The 18,131-nt window shown below is 41.0% G+C and carries 17 protein-coding genes; 15 read left to right on the forward strand and 2 right to left on the reverse strand.

Annotation, left to right across the window (positions count from 1 at the left end; all coding sequences use genetic code 11):
* Positions 1 to 7 precede the first annotated feature (7 nt).
* From mgsA to nth, 15 genes are all read left to right on the forward strand, one after another.
* Positions 8 to 409 (forward strand): methylglyoxal synthase, encoded by a 402-nt coding sequence (gene mgsA, locus BLR93_RS00840; RefSeq protein ID WP_093210384.1) that lies wholly within the window; start codon positions 8 to 10, stop codon positions 407 to 409.
* An 18-nt stretch (positions 410 to 427) separates the two neighbouring features.
* Positions 428 to 1,558, forward strand: a complete 1,131-nt coding sequence (bshA, locus tag BLR93_RS00845) for an N-acetyl-alpha-D-glucosaminyl L-malate synthase BshA (RefSeq protein WP_093210385.1) — start codon at positions 428 to 430, stop codon at positions 1,556 to 1,558.
* Between the two features lie 7 nt (positions 1,559 to 1,565).
* A complete protein-coding gene (locus BLR93_RS00850) occupies positions 1,566 to 2,762 on the forward strand; it encodes a CCA tRNA nucleotidyltransferase (protein WP_175559203.1) in 1,197 nt (398 codons plus the stop codon).
* Positions 2,734 to 3,708, forward strand: a complete 975-nt coding sequence (locus BLR93_RS00855) for a biotin--[acetyl-CoA-carboxylase] ligase (RefSeq protein ID WP_093210387.1) — start codon at positions 2,734 to 2,736, stop codon at positions 3,706 to 3,708. The genes BLR93_RS00850 and BLR93_RS00855 overlap by 29 nt, the downstream gene beginning before the upstream one ends.
* Positions 3,709 to 3,723: 15 nt before the next feature.
* Positions 3,724 to 4,578 (forward strand): 3-methyl-2-oxobutanoate hydroxymethyltransferase, encoded by an 855-nt coding sequence (panB, locus tag BLR93_RS00860; RefSeq protein WP_093210388.1) that lies wholly within the window; start codon positions 3,724 to 3,726, stop codon positions 4,576 to 4,578.
* Positions 4,565 to 5,434: a pantoate--beta-alanine ligase gene (gene panC, locus BLR93_RS00865; RefSeq protein ID WP_093210389.1), complete on the forward strand. Its 870-nt coding sequence runs from the start codon at positions 4,565 to 4,567 to the stop codon at positions 5,432 to 5,434. The genes panB and panC overlap by 14 nt, the downstream gene beginning before the upstream one ends.
* 14 nt (positions 5,435 to 5,448) lie before the next feature.
* Positions 5,449 to 5,832: an aspartate 1-decarboxylase gene (panD, locus tag BLR93_RS00870; protein ID WP_093210390.1), complete on the forward strand. Its 384-nt coding sequence runs from the start codon at positions 5,449 to 5,451 to the stop codon at positions 5,830 to 5,832.
* Between the two features lie 170 nt (positions 5,833 to 6,002).
* Positions 6,003 to 8,807, forward strand: coding sequence for an ATP-dependent DNA helicase DinG (dinG, locus tag BLR93_RS00875; protein WP_093210391.1), 2,805 nt, complete (start codon positions 6,003 to 6,005; stop codon positions 8,805 to 8,807).
* A 58-nt stretch (positions 8,808 to 8,865) separates the two neighbouring features.
* Entirely contained in the window at positions 8,866 to 9,663 is a 798-nt protein-coding gene (locus BLR93_RS00880) for a ComEC/Rec2 family competence protein (RefSeq protein ID WP_093210392.1), read from the forward strand.
* Positions 9,664 to 10,037: 374 nt separating this feature from the next.
* Positions 10,038 to 10,208 carry a YpmA family protein gene (locus tag BLR93_RS00885; protein ID WP_093210393.1) on the forward strand — a complete coding sequence of 57 codons (171 nt, stop codon included), beginning with the start codon at positions 10,038 to 10,040 and terminating at the stop codon, positions 10,206 to 10,208.
* The gene (locus BLR93_RS00890) at positions 10,174 to 10,707 is read left to right on the forward strand and encodes a cell wall elongation regulator TseB-like domain-containing protein (protein ID WP_093210394.1); all 534 of its coding nucleotides are present in this window, start codon (positions 10,174 to 10,176) and stop codon (positions 10,705 to 10,707) included. Before BLR93_RS00885 ends, BLR93_RS00890 begins: the two co-directional genes overlap by 35 nt.
* 15 nt (positions 10,708 to 10,722) lie before the next feature.
* The gene (locus tag BLR93_RS00895; protein ID WP_093210395.1) at positions 10,723 to 11,904 is read left to right on the forward strand and encodes a pyridoxal phosphate-dependent aminotransferase; all 1,182 of its coding nucleotides are present in this window, start codon (positions 10,723 to 10,725) and stop codon (positions 11,902 to 11,904) included.
* 20 nt (positions 11,905 to 11,924) lie between these two features.
* On the forward strand, positions 11,925 to 13,217 hold the full coding sequence (asnS, locus tag BLR93_RS00900) for an asparagine--tRNA ligase (RefSeq protein WP_093210396.1): 1,293 nt from the start codon (positions 11,925 to 11,927) through the stop codon (positions 13,215 to 13,217).
* Positions 13,218 to 13,355: 138 nt separating this feature from the next.
* Positions 13,356 to 14,060 (forward strand): DnaD domain-containing protein, encoded by a 705-nt coding sequence (locus BLR93_RS00905; RefSeq protein ID WP_093210397.1) that lies wholly within the window; start codon positions 13,356 to 13,358, stop codon positions 14,058 to 14,060.
* 13 nt (positions 14,061 to 14,073) lie between these two features.
* Positions 14,074 to 14,739, forward strand: coding sequence for an endonuclease III (gene nth / locus BLR93_RS00910; protein WP_093210398.1), 666 nt, complete (start codon positions 14,074 to 14,076; stop codon positions 14,737 to 14,739).
* A gap of 90 nt (positions 14,740 to 14,829) precedes the next feature.
* On the opposite strand, the gene BLR93_RS00915 is transcribed toward nth, so the two are convergent.
* Together BLR93_RS00915 and recU are read right to left on the reverse strand one after the other, a co-directional pair.
* Entirely contained in the window at positions 14,830 to 17,487 is a 2,658-nt protein-coding gene (locus tag BLR93_RS00915) for a penicillin-binding protein 1A (protein WP_093210399.1), read from the reverse strand.
* A gap of 18 nt (positions 17,488 to 17,505) precedes the next feature.
* A complete protein-coding gene (gene recU / locus BLR93_RS00920; RefSeq protein WP_093210400.1) occupies positions 17,506 to 18,099 on the reverse strand; it encodes a Holliday junction resolvase RecU in 594 nt (197 codons plus the stop codon).
* Positions 18,100 to 18,131 lie beyond the last annotated feature (32 nt).

Consider the following 18,131-nt stretch of genomic DNA (forward strand, 5'->3'; position numbering starts at 1 on the left):
GATAAAAGTGAATATTGCTCTAATTGCGCATGACAAAAAGAAAGCTGATATGATCGAATTTACGATCGCATACACGCATATTCTCCAGAAGCATGAGTTATTTGCAACAGGGACGACGGGCACAAAAATTTCCGAAGCGACAGATATGGAAATTTACCGATTCCAATCAGGTCCCTTGGGTGGTGATCAGCAGATTGGCGCCATGATTGCCCAAAATAAAATGGATGTCGTTATCTTTTTCAGAGACCCTTTGACCGCACAGCCGCATGAGCCGGATGTAAGTGCGCTTATGCGCCTCTGTGATGTTTACCAAATTCCTCTTGCAACTAATTTAGGAGCAGCAGAAATCGTAGTAAGAGCCCTTGAACATGGTGATTTCCAATGGAGAGAGATTGTCAGGGGAAAATAAATAGTTAGGAAGTCAGACATGATAAAAATAGGAATAACCTGTTATCCATCAGTGGGAGGTTCAGGTGTAATAGCAACAGAATTAGGAAAACTACTTGCCAAAAAAGGAAATGAAATACACTTTATTACTTCCAGCTTGCCTTTTCGGTTAAATGGGGTGGATTCCAATATTTATTTCCATGAAGTAGAAGTGAATCATTATCCTGTCTTTCAATATCCTCCATATGACTTAGCGTTGGCCAGTAAAATGGCTGAGGTGATTGATCGGGAAAAACTGGACATCTTACATGTTCATTACGCCATGCCTCATGCGATTTGTGCAATCCTGGCAAGAGATATGGCAGAGCATGACGTAAAAATTGTCACCACTTTACACGGGACAGATATAACTGTGCTAGGCATAGATAAAAGCCTGACAAAAATGATCAAACATGGAATTGACCAATCAGATGCTGTTACCGCTGTTTCCCACAGTCTGGTTGATCAAACGAAAGAAATGTTGGGTGTAGAGAGGGAAATAGATGTTGTCCATAATTTTATCGATAACAATGAGTATTTTTACCGTGAGAATAGTAACTTAAGAAAGCAATATGGTATCAAGGATGATGAAAAAGTACTTATTCATATTTCTAATTTTCGGAAGGTAAAGAGAGTTTCCGATGTAATCTATGCATTTTCTGAGATAGCTTTGAACATTCCTGCAAAGCTTCTGTTGGTTGGGGACGGTCCTGAGTATTCAGAAATGTACAGACTTGTTAAGCAGTTGAATATTGAGGAAAAAGTATTGTTTCTCGGCAGGCAAATGAACGTGGCTGATCTCCTTTCCATTTCGGATCTTAAGTTGCTGCTTTCTGAAAAAGAAAGCTTTGGATTAGTATTATTAGAAGCTATGGCTTGCGGTGTTCCTTGCATAGGGACAAATGTCGGCGGTATTCCTGAGGTGATTGAGGACGGGGAAACAGGTTTTATTACAGAGCTGGGTGATGTCAAAAATGTCGTGAAGAAAGCAATGGAATTGCTGACCGATCAGGAGCTTTGGACTGCCTTCTCGAGCAAAAGCATCGAGCAAGCGTATCAGCGTTTTAATGCAGAAAAAATACTTTCAGAGTATGAGCATATTTACGACTCTACATTAAAATCAGGTGGTTGACATGGAGATGGACACATTTTATAAAGGAAGAAAAGTATTGGAGACCCTCGAATCCCATGGTTTTCAAGCCTATTTTGTCGGTGGATCTGTCCGTGATTATTTGATTGGAAGGTCAATAGGCGATATTGATATCACTACTTCCGCGAAACCGGAGGAAGTACAAAGAATTTTTCCGAAAGTGATACCGGTCGGAATAGAACATGGAACGGTGATCGTAAGAATGGACGGAGAATCGATCGAAGTGACTACTTTCCGGGTGGAGGAAGACTATTCGGATTACCGCCGCCCCGATCAAGTCCACTTTGTCCGTAATCTTGAAGAAGATTTAGCGCGACGTGATTTTACCATCAATGCAATAGCTATGGATAGACATGGTAATATCCTGGATCCCTTTAAGGGAGCCACAGATATCAAAGAAAATTGTATTCAAACTGTCGGCAGCGCAACACAGAGATTCCGGGAAGACCCTCTTCGAATGCTACGTGCATTGAGGTTTGCCAGCCAGCTTGGATTCCAGTTAACAGCGCACACTTTTTCTTCACTAAAAGAGGGGGTCCCTTTAATTAGGGAAATTTCCATCGAACGGACAGCAGTCGAGTTGGAAAAGTTATTCTCAGGAAGCTATGTCCAGCAAGGAATTCGCGGCTTGATCCACACGGGATTATTAGACCATTTACCGATATTCAGGGAATATAAGCAGCTTATACATGAATTAAACACTGTCTCCCGCCCGTTTGGTTCTTTTCGCGAAGTCGTCTGTCTCTTAGTTTTGGCAGAACCACAAGTACCAGTAGAAATGTGGGCGAAAACATGGAAATTGTCCAATCGCTTCAAAAAAGAAACTGGACAGCTGCTAGAGGCAATCAATTATTGCAAACGTAATAAAATAGATCGATGGCTCGTCTATCGGCTTCCTCCCCACCTATTTGGGAGTTTTGCCAGGGTTTATGAAGATGTGTTCGGTTCCATCAATGTCGCTGACCTGCATGCTTTAAGGAAGACATTGCCGATTGAGCAGAAAAGGGAGCTGGCCGTTACCGGCTCAGATCTGGTCCACTTGTTTCCTAACAGAAACAAAGGTCCATGGATCAATGACTATTTACAAGCTATTGAAAAAAAAGTAGTGTCTGGGGAGCTTACCAATAGCAAAAAGGCGCTGAAGGAGTGGGTGATATATGAGCACCACCCGCAATCAACTGATTGAATTGCTGGAGAATAATCAACAGGAATATATTTCCGGACAACAGCTCTGTGAAAGGTTAAATATTTCCCGAACAGCTGTCTGGAAACACATGAAAGAATTGGAGAAAGACGGATATCGCATTGTAGCGGTACCAAAAAGGGGCTATCGAATTATTGAATTTCCGGATAAGCTTAGTAAAAACACACTTCAATGGGGCCTGCAAACGTCATGGCTTGGCCGTAACATTGTTCATTATCCAGAAATTAGCTCTACCCAGAAAATTGGACATCAGCTGGCTCTGGAAGGTGCTGCCGAGGGAACGGTTATCATAGCTGACCAGCAAACCGAGGGAAAAGGCAGAATGGGGAGGAAATGGCATTCCGCCAAAAATGAAGGAATTTGGATGAGCATCATCCTGCGCCCCCAAATCATTCCTCAGCTCGCTCCTCAAATCACCTTAATGACTGCTGTTATTTTAGCAAAGGCTATCGAAACAGTGACTGAGGTCTCTCCGGCTATTAAGTGGCCTAATGACATTTTCATTAACAACAGAAAAACGGCTGGAATATTGACGGAAATGCAGGCAGAACAGGATGAAATTCAATACATAGTCTTAGGGATCGGCATTAATGTAAATCAATCCAGGGACAACCTGCCGGAAGACATCCAAAAAATCGCTACCTCGATTAAGCAAGAGTCAGGAAAACAATGGAGGTTAGTACCGCTAATCCAGGAAATTTTCATACAGTTTGAACAAAAGTATGAAACCTTTTTACAAAAAGGGTTTACTGATATTAAAGAAGAGTGGGAAATGTACGGGTACAAGATTGGCGAGCAGGTAAGAATTTCTTCAAATAAGCTTACATATCCTGCGAAACTGATCGGACTGGAAACGGATGGCGCATTGAAAGTCCAGAAACAGGACGGAAGTACAGAAAGTATATATTCAGCGGAGATACTTTGGTAAAAGAGGGGAAAAAAGATGATAAATACATCCCAATTTCAACAAATGAAAGAAAAAGGCGAAAAAATTTCTATGGTAACCGCTTATGATTATCCTTCTGCTAAACTGGCCCAACAAGCGGGAATAGATATGATTTTAGTTGGGGATTCGCTTGGCATGGTAGTGTTAGGTTACTCATCTACGATAAAAGTTACCGTAGACGATATGATTCATCATGGCAAGGCGGTGGCTAGAGGTGCGGGTGACACTTTTATCGTTGTCGATATGCCCTTTATGTCTTACCATGTGTCTTTGGAGGAATCTCTTAGCAATGCCAGAAAGATATACCAGGAAACTGATGCCCATGCATTAAAAATCGAAGGCGCCTCCTCGGACACCATCTTGTTGATTGAAAAATTAACGGAGGCTGGTATTCCAGTGGTTGCCCATCTAGGGCTTACGCCACAATCGGTAAATGTTTTGGGTGGTTACCGGGTTCAGGGAAAGGATAAACAAACAGCTGAGCAGTTGCTCACGGATGCATTGGCTGTGGAAGCATCAGGAGCAGCGGCGCTCGTTCTGGAATGCATTCCTAAGGAGTTGGCAGAACTCATCACCCGGTCAGTAAGGATACCGACAATCGGAATTGGAGCGGGAGCTTCCTGTGATGGCCAGGTGCTTGTTTACCATGATATTGTTAAATATGGTGTCGACCGCGTTCCTAAGTTTGTTAAGTCGTACAAGGATAATAATGCGGAAATTAAAGTCGCTATAGAGTCTTACATAAATGATGTGAAGTCCGGACAGTTTCCGGGGGAAGGACATTCCTTCTCCATGAAACGCGAGTTCTTGCCTGATATACAGGGAGAGGATAAAACAAATGGAGATCATTAGATCTGCTGAAGAATTACAGCAAAAAACGTTAAAGATCAGACAGAAAAATAAACAAATAGGTTTTGTCCCAACGATGGGATATTTACATGAAGGCCACGAGAGGCTGATGGAAGCAGCCCGGAAGGAGAATGAACTGCTGATTGTCAGTATTTTTGTAAATCCCCTGCAGTTTGGCCCAAATGAAGATTATGACTCATATCCGCGTAATGAAGAGCGCGATATACAGGTAGCAAAAAACAACCAAGTTGATATACTATTTCTGCCTGATGCAGCGGATATGTACCCGGCTGAACAGGCAATTACCATGCAGGTGGTTAAGCGTGTCAATGTACTGTGCGGCAGAACGAGAAAGGGACATTTCGATGGAGTTGCGACCGTGTTAACCAAGCTATTCCATTTGACCAACCCTCACCGGGTATATTTTGGCCTAAAAGATGCTCAACAAATAGCGGTAGTCGACGCACTTGTCCATGATTTGAACTTTTCTCTTGAAGTCATCCCAATTGCTACTGTTCGCGAAAAGGATGGCCTGGCAAAAAGCAGCAGGAATGTCCGGTTATCAGAGAAAGAGAGAAACGAAGCGAAATATATTTTTCAAGCGTTGCAATCGGGACGTCAATTAGTAATTGACGGAGAGAAAAATCCTGTTAATATTGTTAAAGGGGTAGAACATTTCATAAAAAATCATACCCATGGTAAAATAGATTATATTGAATTATTAAATTACCCAGATCTGACAAAGCCGGAATTTATTAATCAACAGGTTATTTTAGCAGCGGCCGTTCATTTTGAAAACGCCCGCCTGATTGATAACTTAGTTTTCGATGCGAATGGTGTTATTTCTGAGCAATTATAGTAGGGGGAAGACATATGTTACGAACCATGATGAAATCTAAAATTCATCGTGCAAGGGTAACGGAAGCCAATTTGGATTATGTTGGCAGTGTTACGATTGATCAAGAGATCTTACGGCAGGTTGGCATCTTACCGAACGAGAAAGTGCAAATTGTGAATAACAATAACGGCGAAAGACTTGAAACATACGTAATTCCTGGGGAATCCGGAAGCGGTGTAATTTGCTTAAACGGAGCAGCTGCCAGACTAGTCCAAAAAAATGACATCGTCATTATTGTTTCCTATGCCATGATGTCAGAGGAAGAGCTAGCAGTATATTCACCGAAAGTTGCTATTATGAACGAAGAAAATAAGATCGTTCAATTGATCGAGGAAGAGCCGCCGCTTACAGTAATATAACCTTTAAACCAATGAAATAAATACCATAGAGGTATGTCCTTGTTTTTGAAAACTCTTATCAACGTGGTGTTTGATAAGAGTTTTCCTTTATAATACATAACTTAAAGAAGAAGATAGGGCAAAACGATTGAAAAGATATTTTTAATTGCAGGGCGCTTGGAGGTGTTTGTATGCAAAAATTCGCAGTAGTTGACTTAGAAACGACCGGCCATACTCCTTCAAAAGGGGATAGGATTATAGAAATAGGCATTGTGGTAGTAGACAATGGTCTTGTTGTCAAGAAGTTCTCCAGTTTAGTTAATCCAGATACATCGATACCTCCATTTATTTCAAGCTTAACAGGCATATCAGACGAGGATGTTGCTGACGCCCCTGAATTCGAAGATATTGTCGATGAAGTCATCGAATGCTTTGAAGATGCCTACATCGTTGCACACAATATTCCGTTTGATCTCGGTTTTTTAAATTACGAAATTCAAGCAGCAGAGAGGAAACCATTAAAGCAGCCAGCGATTGATACAGTGGAGCTGGCGCGGATTCTCATGCCGCAGTCGCCTGGCTTTAAATTGGGACAGCTGTCGGATTATTTAGCATTGCGGCATGATGACCCGCACCGCGCTTTGTCTGACGCAGATGTTACAGCAAAACTTTTATTATTCCTGTTTACTAAGCTGGAGGCTCTTCCTTTAGAAACCCTCACCCAGCTGCAGGAGCTAGAGTCTCGTTTAAAAAGCGATCTTTTTGCAGTATTGCAAAGTTATATCGATGAAGCATCTTTCACTGAAACTTTAAGAAATGATTTGGAAGTTCACCGAGGCATTGCCCTTAAAAAATTTGACCTCCTTGAAGACACCCACATAGAGGCCATGCCTGCTTTCGGTGATTTCCTGGACGATATTTATAATGAAGGTGGAAAGATTGCAGACTATATGGCTGATTATGAAATCCGCCCAGGACAAAGAGAAATGTCTGAAACTGTTTATGACGCGTTTGAATCAAAGCAGCATGCATTAGTCGAAGCTGAAACAGGTACTGGTAAATCGCTGGCCTACTTAGTCCCGGCTATTTATCAATCATTGTCTAAAGGAAAACGAATCGTAATCAGTACGCATCTAACGCAGCTTCAATCACAATTGCTGGAAAAAGAAATACCTCTGTTGAAAAGTATGCTGTCGCTTCCTTTTAAGGCAGCCTTAATAAAAGGAAAGCAGCACTATTTGAGCTTGAGTAAGTTTGAAAGAGAAGTTTTTTCCAGCCAACAGGATAATTATGATATTGCGCTCACAAAAGCGATTTTACTGGTCTGGCTGACAGAAACAAATACTGGGGACATCGATGAAGTTCAATTGCCTTCAAGCGGAAAAAAATACTTTAGGAGTATTTCGACCGATACAGAGGGTTACTTGGATCCACACTCTCCATGGTTCAGCCGTTCGTTTTACCAAAGGGTCAGGAATCAAGTACAGCGGGCTAATATTGTCATCACTAACCATTCGCTGTTTTGTACAGATTTAAATAGCGACTATCAGCTATTGCCCTCATATAAATTGGCAATTATTGATGAGGCCCATCATTTGGAGACCACTGCTGCCAAACATTTCGGTTTAAAATTGGATTATGTCGGTCTCCAGCATTTGCTCAATCGGATAGGTACGACAGAGCCCGGTGATTGGTTCAACAACATAGTGAAACAGGGGCAGTTACTAAGAGAAGGGCTAGTTGAAGAAGATTGGGACCGGTTATGGCAGCAAGCGAAGATCGAAGCAGATGAACTATTCCGCTATATTTTTAATTATGTTGTTGAGCGGAATCAGCGCGATGTAGCTGTCAATGACATTGGGAGATTCCAATACCGCTTTCAAGAGGATAAAGAGGTTGCTCAGAAATGGAACACAATTAAAGAAATGGCCACAAGGCTTACTTTCTTTTTAAGAGATTTAATTCATATCCTGTCGTTTGCGAAAAGCAATTACAATGTAAAACAGCCAGGAATGGATACAGCTGAAGTGCAAGAGGAACTGCAAAACAATATCGACAGTTTACAAAAAGTAATTGATGATTTGGAGCACTTTTTTCTGTCAGACGATGAAAAACAGGTGAAATGGGTCGAGATTGAAGCATATGGCGCTAAAAATGCGGTCTACTTATATAGTGAGCCGGTAGAAGTCTCACATGTCTTGTTTGAAGGGTTGTTTCAGAAAAAGGACAGCATTATTCTGACTAGTGCTACATTAAGTATGAAGAAATCTTTTCAATTTATCCGAGAGCGGTTAGGCTTGCCTGAAGAAGGAACGATCGAAAAGAAAATTACTTCTCCTTACCAGTACGACAATCAAGTTCAGTTATTGGTACCTAATGATTTTCCCGATATTAAATCCGGGAACCAAGAGACGTTTATTTACTCTGTATGTGAAGCTGTCTACTCACTGGCAGAAGTAACTAACGGACGAATGCTTGTCCTGTTTACTTCCTATGATATGTTAAGAAAATCTTACCAAATATTAAGGGAATTAACAGAGGAACAGGATTTTATGTTGATCGCCCAAGGCATTTCAAGTGGCAGCCGGGCGAGGTTGAAGAAGAACTTTCAGGCATTTGACCGTTCGATCTTACTGGGAACCAGTTCCTTTTGGGAAGGTGTAGACATTCCCGGAAGTGATTTGTCGTGCCTGGTTATTGTCAGGCTTCCTTTCCAGCCGCCTGACCACCCTGTTTATGAAGCGAAGTCAGCTCAAATAAAAAATACCGGCAAAAACCCATTTATGGAATTATCTTTGCCAAATGCAGTAATAAGGTTCAAACAGGGTTTTGGCAGGTTAATTCGTTCCAGTACTGATAGAGGCATTGTTTTTATTTGTGATGAACGGATCATTAAAGCTCGTTACGGGAAGTATTTCACCGAATCGATTCCGGATGTTCCAATTACTTACGATAGTACAAATAATTTAATGAAAAAAGCAGAAGAATGGCTATGATATGAAATGAATTTCTACATACCCTATAACTAGTTTGACTAGGATAGGTGATGGATTTGTGAAAATGATAATCAGGCTTTTCATTCTACTTTGTTTAATGCTATCGGCCCCTGCAAGTATGGCGATGGCTGAAACGTCAATTGGATTAAAGGACAATGAAATTTATTATGCTTTTTTCAACCTTCCAGATGGTGAAGCGGCCTTGCTTGAAGGCAATGGTGGAGCGGTATTAATCAATACTGGTTCTCCTCAAAGCGAAGAAGCGCTGTTTAATCAACTCGAAGAACTAGAAGTAACGGAAATTAACACCTTAATATTAACAAAACAGCTGATGGATTACTGTGGCAATGCCAGGCAATTAATCGAACAGTTTCAACCGAAATCTGTGGCTTATACCGGCAAGCTAAGTAATACATGCCAAACGCAGCTGGAAAACACGAATATCGAGGTGTGGGATAATGGGAAAAGTATCGAAATGCCAATGGGAGGCACTTTGACGGTACTAAAGGCTGAAGAGTCTGGAGAAATGACTTTGGATATTACCTATGGCAAGACTTCTATGCTGTTTTTAAGCAACAGCCATATAGAGGATGAAGATGAATTACTCCAATATGAACTCGACCCGCAAATTATAAAAATCGGCGACTACGCCCGAGGTAAGTCACCAAGTGGCTATCTGCTTGATAAAATTGACCCGCATATCGGGATTATTTACAATTGTAAACAAGGCTTGCCGAATGAAGGATTAATGGAACGTTTAAATGAATCATGGATAGATGTTTACCATTTGAAGCAAGTTGGAACCACTATAATCCGACTTAATGAAACAGATTACGAAGTACTTTCTTTTGATTAATGGAACAATTATGAATCGTTCCCAGTCCTTGTTTTTTCAAGAAAAAATGTGCGCTGGAAACAGCGCACAATCAAGTATGGGTTAGGTTAATTGTAGTTGAAAAATCACAAATCATCATAAAAATGTTCCAAATAACTGTTATAATAAGAAGGGAATTTGTTTTTCAACCTACTTATATTGTGGGTAAATTCAGCCTTGCTATGTGTTACAAATATTGAAAGTATGACAAACATCTGCTTATTTTTCACTTAGCTGGCTAAATATAAAGAAGATGTACAACCTGCTTCAAGTCTGCAGCAAAATGGGTTATGATAAAGAAGGATGGTTAACAGGGTATATCTGGTCCTGGATGTATCTAGTACGGAGGTGCTGTAATGGATAATAAAATCGAAACATTATCGACAATCAGAATTAAGCATTCGGACGATCTGTATAAAATTGTCGACAGCTTAAATAGAACTTTGAAAGAAGATGATTTAATGTTTGGTTTAGCATTGGATGATGAAGATGATGGAAAAGCAATTTTCACCATTTATCGTACCTAATTGGCTTAAGTGGGGGCTAATTGTCCTTCTGTTACTTGTGGTTAGTCTATTTGCTTACAGCATTTATTTATATAATAATATACTAGAAAGCAAGCAATCAGGATTTGAAGCATCAGTCGAGCTTGCATTGGATCAAACCGATTTAGCTGAAGCGGAAAATGTGACCAGATATTCTGGAAAAATGCTGTACCATGTTGTCGCAGGAAAGACAGAAAACGGAGAAAAGGCTTTTGCTTATGTTCCAAAGAACCCAGAAAAGCAAGTGAAGATTCATTTTTTCCTCGCTGAGGATATTGTTTCAGAACAACAAATTGTAAATGACTGGCGCAACAGCTGTGCCGACTGCGAATTACTGGAAAGCAAAATGGCAATTGAAAATGAAAAACCATTATTGGAAGTTAAATACATAGATGAAAAGGATCGGTATGTATTACAGTATTTTTCTTTAATTGATGGAAGTTCTGGTGATCATTTTCGGTTTAACCGATCCTCATCATAGAAAGGTGATAAAATTATGGAGTTAGCGAACAGAGTAAAAACATTGACTCCTTCTTCAACGTTGGCAATTACAGCAAAAGCGAAGGAATTGAAAAAAGAGGGACATGATGTCATTGGCTTAGGAGCTGGAGAACCTGATTTTAACACGCCTGCCCATATTTTGGAGGCTGCTGCCAAAGCAATGAAAGAAGGGCATACAAAATACACTCCAGCAGGAGGTATGATGGAACTCAAGCAAGCCATCACAGACAAGCTTCTTAGCGATCAGCAGCTTGCTTATCAAGCTGACGAAGTTATCGTCACTAATGGAGCGAAGCACAGCCTTTATACTTTATTTCAAGTTATTTTGAACCCCGGCGATGAGGTGATTGTTCCTGCGCCATATTGGGTCAGTTATCCAGAGCAAATCAAGCTTGCCCAAGGAAAACCGGTAATTATCGAAGCCAAAGAGGAAAATGACTTTAAAATCACACCTGAGCAAGTAAAACAAGCTGCCACCGACAGGACGAAGGCTATTATTATCAACTCGCCGAGTAATCCTACAGGTGTGATGTATTCAAAAGAAGAGTTGCGGCAACTGGGTGACGTCTGCTTACAGAACAATTTACTTATCGTTTCTGATGAAATTTATGAAAAGCTCATTTATACAGAGGAACCCCATGTGTCGATTGCCGAACTAAGCAAGGACTTAAAGAATCAGACAATCATCATTAATGGCGTATCGAAATCTCATTCAATGACAGGATGGAGGATAGGCTATGCCGTTGGGAACAAGGAAATAATCAAAGCGATGACTGGGTTAGCGTCTCATTCCACTTCCAACCCAAACTCGATTGCACAGTATGCAGCATTGGCCGCCTATCAGGGAGATCAGGAAAAAGTAGAAGAAATGAGAGAGGCATTCCAGGAGCGCTTGGAAAAGCTATACGGATGGCTCACAGACATCCCAGGAATAGCGTGTGTAAAACCTAAGGGTGCCTTTTATCTCTTTCCAAATGTGAGTAAAGCAGTTCAATCAAGTGGATTTCAAACTGTTGATGACTGGGTTAATGCATTGCTTGAAGAAGAAAAAGTGGCACTTGTACCAGGTTCCGGATTTGGTGCTCCAAACAACGTTCGTTTGTCTTATGCCATTTCCCTGGATCAATTAGAAGAAGCAGCAAAAAGGATTAAACGTTTTGTTATCAACCATCAATAAATGCATTCGGAGGTATTATCTTGAAAACAACCATATCACAAGTTTCAAAATATGTCGGACAAGAGGTAACAATTGGAGCATGGCTGGCCAATAAACGCTCTAGCGGAAAGATAGCTTTTCTGCAGCTTCGCGACGGGACAGGCTTTATTCAAGGAGTTGTGGTGAAAGCGGAGGTAGCTGAAGAAATCTTTCAGTCTGCTAAGAACTTAACGCAAGAAACGTCTCTTTATGTAACAGGGGTAGTTGCCGAAGATAACCGATCTCCTTTTGGTTATGAATTACAGGTGAAAGATTTGGAAATCATTCATGAATCTACCGATTTTCCTATTACACCTAAAGAGCATGGAACAGAATTTTTAATGGATCACCGCCATTTATGGCTTCGTTCTAAAAAGCAGCATGCGATAATGAAAATCCGCAATGAGATTATCCGTGCGACATATAACTTCTTCAATGAAAATGACTATGTCAAAATTGACCCGCCTATTTTGACTGGTTCTTCTGCTGAAGGTACAACCGAGCTTTTTCACACTAAATATTTTGACGAAGAAGCATATCTTTCGCAAAGCGGACAGTTATATATGGAAGCTGCTGCCATGGCGTTCGGCAAGGTGTTTTCCTTTGGACCGACTTTCCGGGCAGAGAAGTCAAAAACCCGAAGGCATTTGATTGAATTCTGGATGATTGAACCAGAAATGGCATTTATGGACCATGAAGATAGTTTAACTGTTCAAGAACAATATGTTAGCTACATAGCTGAAAATGTGCTGCAAAATTGTAAACTGGAATTGAATGCATTGGAGCGAAACACGGAAAGCTTAGAAAAAATAAAAGCACCTTTTCCGCGGATTACTTACGATGAAGCGATAGATTTGCTAAAGGAAAAAGGGTTTGATGATATTGAGTGGGGAGAAGACTTTGGGGCTCCACATGAAACAGCTATAGCGGAAAGTTTTGAGAAACCAGTGTTTATCACTCACTATCCTGCTGATATTAAAGCATTTTATATGAAGCCCGATCCTAAACGGCCTGAAGTTGTATTGTGCGCTGACTTAATCGCTCCAGAAGGTTATGGCGAAATCATTGGCGGCTCTCAAAGAATTGATGATTTGAGCTTAATGGAGCAAAGATATGAAGAACATAATCTAACAGGTGATGCTTACAAATGGTATCTCGAGCTGAGAAAATACGGTAGTGTCCCTCATTCTGGTTTTGGACTTGGTCTGGAGAGAACAGTCGCCTGGTTTGCCGGAGTTGAACATGTACGGGAGACTATCCCATTCCCAAGATTGCTAAACCGCTTATATCCTTAATCAAGCTTATTACTAGTAGTTATAATAAATAAGCGGTGTAATGAATCCCTTGCCACTCAGTGACAAGGGATTATTGTCTGTATTTGGAAAATTTACAGAGAAAAACGCGTGCTATAATGAAGACGAGGTGAGTTTTCCATGGAAAGCCATATGAATTACCAAATGATTGTTCAAGATCAATTCGTTATCCCTTCGATTTTGCTGAAAAGCTATCATCAATTAAAATTATCTGAAACAGAAGTCATGGTTATTTTACATATCCATCGATTTCAAATGGAGGGCAACAAATTCCCGACGCCTGAAGACATTGCCCAATACACTAGTATTTCCGGACAGGAGTGCACGAAAATATTGCGTACGCTTATACAAAAAAACATACTTGTAATTGAGCAGGAAGAAAATGAAAATAAGCTGCTGAGCGAATGCTACTCATTGGAACCATTATGGGTAACCTTGTATAAAGGTGATCAATCAAGTCAACCACCTGTCCAGGATACTAACGATCAGCAATCCAATATTTTTATTTTATTTGAACAAGAATTCGGACGCCCGTTATCCCCCTTTGAAATAGAGACAGTTAATATATGGATTGATGAAGAAGAACAAGCACCCGCGCTGATAAAAGCTGCATTAAGAGAAGCAGTTTTGATGGGGAAATTGAATTTCCGGTATATCGATCGTATTCTTCGTGAATGGAAGAAAAAAGGCATAAAGTCAGTAGAACAGGCCAGGAATCAAAGTAAACAATTCCATGCAAATCAATCAGGCCAGCCAGATAAGCAAAAGCAGACCACAGCTGCGAGAGATGTTTCCTTGTATTACAACTGGCTAGAGGATGAGTAGGGAGGGCGAAATGATGCTTAATAAAAAACAAGTCAGATATTGCCTGGATGCCATGGAAGAAATGTTCCCTGAAGCGGAATGCGAATTGGTGCATGATAACCCCTTCGAATTAGTCATCGCTGTTGTATTGTCAGCTCAGTGTACAGATGCTTTGGTAAATAAGGTGACAAAAGATTTATTTAAAAAGTATAAAACCCCAGAAGATTATTTAGCAGTTTCGCTGGAAGAATTACAGCAGGATATTCGCTCGATCGGATTATATAGAAATAAAGCAAAAAACATTCGTAAACTCTGCCAAATGTTGATTGAAGAATATGGCGGAGAAGTTCCTTCTACTCAGGAAGAACTCGTAAAACTTGCAGGAGTAGGGAGAAAAACAGCAAATGTAGTAGCTTCTGTTGCTTTTAATGAACCAGCCATTGCGGTAGATACCCATGTAGAAAGAGTTTCAAAACGGTTAGCTATATGTAGATGGAAGGATTCTGTCTTAGAGGTAGAGAAGACCCTTATGCAAAAGGTGCCGAAAGAAGAATGGAGTCAAACGCACCACCGAATGATTTTTTTCGGGCGGTACCATTGTAAAGCTAAGAATCCGAACTGTTCTGAATGCAAACTACTTGATATTTGCCGGGAAGGACAAAAAAGAATGAAAGCAAGAAAGCTGGATTTAGAAGTTTAACTATAACCACATATATGAGTAGAGAAGAGGAATAACAAAACAAGGCCGGCTGCATTATTTGCAGCCGGCCTTGTTTTTATGCTATTAATTTTAAGCGATAAAGTACTTTCTTAATGCCGGAGAAGAAATAGTAGCTGTTCCTCCGTCACCCTCTGGTTCCGTAGGTGGTTCTTCACCAGCTGGAGGATCCTCGCCGTCTCCTTCTGGATTTTCAGGATTATCACCTTCGTTTGGATTTTCTTCATCTCCAGTATTTTCATCATCATCGTTGCCATTACCATTTCCATTACCATTTCCGTTGCCATTGCCATTGCCATTTCCGTTCCCATTTCCATTACCATTATTTCCTTCGTCTTCATTCGTTTCGTCTTCCTGGTTTTGGTCTTCTTGTTCTTCTTCTGTTTCTTCTTCAACTTCATCTGGAACTTCTACTGTGACAGTAGAAGCCTCACTTGTGTTGCTGGAGTTTTGGTCACTGACAGCAGTTACTTCGATTGTATAGGCAGTACCGAAATCGACATTGCTGATTTCCAGGCTGGTCTCCTTTGTGCTCGTTATCTTTTTCAAAGAGCCACCGCCTGATCCAGCTTTTACATCAAAAGTAACAGGACGTTTACTATCTTGCTCGTAACTCCAGGATACTTCAATCGATTGGCTTTCTTGATTAAAGCTGGCTGACAGGCCGCTGACAGCGTCAATTTGATCATATTTTTCTGATGTCTTTTTAGGTTCCTGTCCTTTTACAAATAGTTCTGTCACTATATTAGATTGTGGAGTATATTCACTAGGAAGCTTTGCCGGATTGGAGCCTTTTTCTACTTGGACTTCAACCACAGAGTCTGGTTTACTAAAGTCTGGTGTATCAACTCCCTGGGAAATGTGTGCCATTGTTTCTTTAAACAAATGTTGAGCTATCACAGTTTCCTCGCGTCCAATCAGCGTTTTTTTCTGCTTCTCATATCCGGTCCATACTGCAATCGTATAATTAGTCGTATAACCGCTGAACCAGGAGTCAGGACTGCCTTCTTTACCTTCAATATTCGTCGTGCCTGTTTTTCCTGCCATAGGCAGTCCAGCGACTTTGGCCGCTGTTCCGGTTCCACTAGGATCATCCACTACTGATTTAAGCATGTCGGTAATCATGTAAGCTGTGTATTCATGCATTGCTGGTTTTGATTCTGGCTTCAAGTCAATCGAGCGGCCGTCACTATAGACAACTTCTGTCACAGCGTAAGGTTCATTATAGATACCTTTATTACCAAAAGCACTATAGGCGCCAGCTAATTGCAAAGTTGTGACCCCAGTTCCTGACCCGCCGATGGCGTCACCGATTACCATGGTATCATCAGCAAAGTCTATTCCTAATCCTTCAGCAAATTCCTTGGCTTTTCCTGTGCCGATTTCCTCCAGCGTCTTAGCGGCTGGCACATTCAATGAGCGGGCAATTGCTGTACGAATGGACATCCAGCCTGTATGCTGACTGTTCCAGTTGTCGATATACTTATCTGTACCGGCAATGGCATACGGGCCATCATCATTTATTTGGTGGTAAGTTGACCACTGCGCATTTTCAATGGCAGGGCCATATGCAGTAATTGGCTTAAAGGTAGAGCCGGGCTGTCGGTTTTTATTGTCTATTGCAAAGTTCCAGCCGCCTTTAGTATTATCGAGATTTCTGCCGCCGCCAATGGCGCGGATAGCTCCGGATGTTGTATCCAATACCGTCAATCCTGCTTGGAATTCATCGTTAGGGTACTTAATTGGATTGTTGTCATCTTCACTGAGCAAAAACTCGACGTGTTCTTGGGCGCCTGGGTCAAGTGTAGTATGAACTTCCAATCCATCACTATAGATATCGGCGTCCAGTTTCTCCCTTACTTCATCTTGCACCTGTTGAATAAAGGCTTCATAAGGGGTAGATTCGGGCCGGTTTTCAACCAAAAGTGACTCGATGGAAACTTCGCTGGCTTCGTCTGCTTCTGCTTGAGTGATCTTTCCGTGCTGTACCATTAAACTTAGAACCGTGTTCATCCGTTCTTTCGTCAACTCTGGATTTCTCGTAGGATCGTAAGCGGATGGGCGCTGCGGAAGGCCGGCCAAAACAGCGGCTTCAGGCAGTGTGAGTTTATCCAAGTCTTCTTTTCCGAAATAATAATCAGCTGCTTCTGCAACTCCATACACGTTGCCATAATATATACGGTTTAAGTACATTTCTAAAATTTCTTCTTTAGAATATTGGCTGTCTAAACGCAATGCCAGCCATTGTTCCTGTACTTTTCTTTTTAACGTTTTTTCAGGAGTCAAAAAGGATCCTTTAATAACTTGCTGAGTTATCGTACTAGCACCTTCTGAACCAAACCCGCTAGTAATATTTGCCAGTATGGCACCGCCAATTCTGCGGAAATCTATTCCTATGTGGTCAAAGAACCGAACATCCTCGGTGGCAGTTACTGCATCAATTAAAAGGTCAGGGAGATCTTCATAATCAATTTTGGTCCGTTTTTCTTCTCCCAGATTGGCAAATTCCTCACCGTTGATATCTAACAGTTTTGTTGATGCTGGTACTGAGAGGCTTTCCGCATCCAATTTCGGGGCGGTAGCTATATAATAGGTGAACAATCCACCGATTCCTAATCCGATTAATAACACAAAAATGAATAATATCTTAAAAAATCTTTTCCAAACTGGTTTCTTCTTCTTCTTAAGCTGCTTTCTTCTTGCTGAACGAGATTGGCTTTTTTCTGCCATCACTCATCTTCCTCCGTTCTAAAAATAAAGCTGATCTAAAATTTCCAAATAATCTACCCTTGCTTGATATTTAAAAGGGATCTGGTGACCAGCTTCTTTGATTTCTTGATAGGGGATTGATTTTCTCCCTCCATTATATTGACTCTCCCAGTAGGGGAAAAGTTTCACAGATGGAAACAAAAAAGTTTCTTCATAATAAGAAAATCTTATAATCAGAAAGCTTATGCCGCCATGTTCTCTTACTTGCCTCATATGAGAAATTTGGTGTTCGTGTATATTAGAGAGAGGGAAAGACGTCTTATTTTTTGTTTCCTTTGCCTCGAAATCTATATATTTTTCACGGTACACCCCATTATAATCCGTAGTCGATGCTTGCTTAAAGTATGCCTCTTTTATGACAGCAGCACTCCTTTTAGGATAGTCGACTTTAACGATTTGGACGGGAGTAGGTTTCTTATGGATGACGGCTTTGTTTAGGTGCAGATAATGGTCATTTGTCGCATTAATATCATCTTCAAGCGTCATTCCTCTGTTGCCAAATGCGAGTTCATTTGATTGCTGGTTCTTACCAGGACGAAAAGATGCTGACTTCTTTCCGTTTGGATAATTCATTTTCATCCCCCCATACATGAAAGTATCATACC

Origin of the sequence: Sediminibacillus albus (assembly GCF_900101125.1) — a bacterium.
Lineage (GTDB): Bacteria > Bacillota > Bacilli > Bacillales > Amphibacillaceae > Sediminibacillus > Sediminibacillus albus.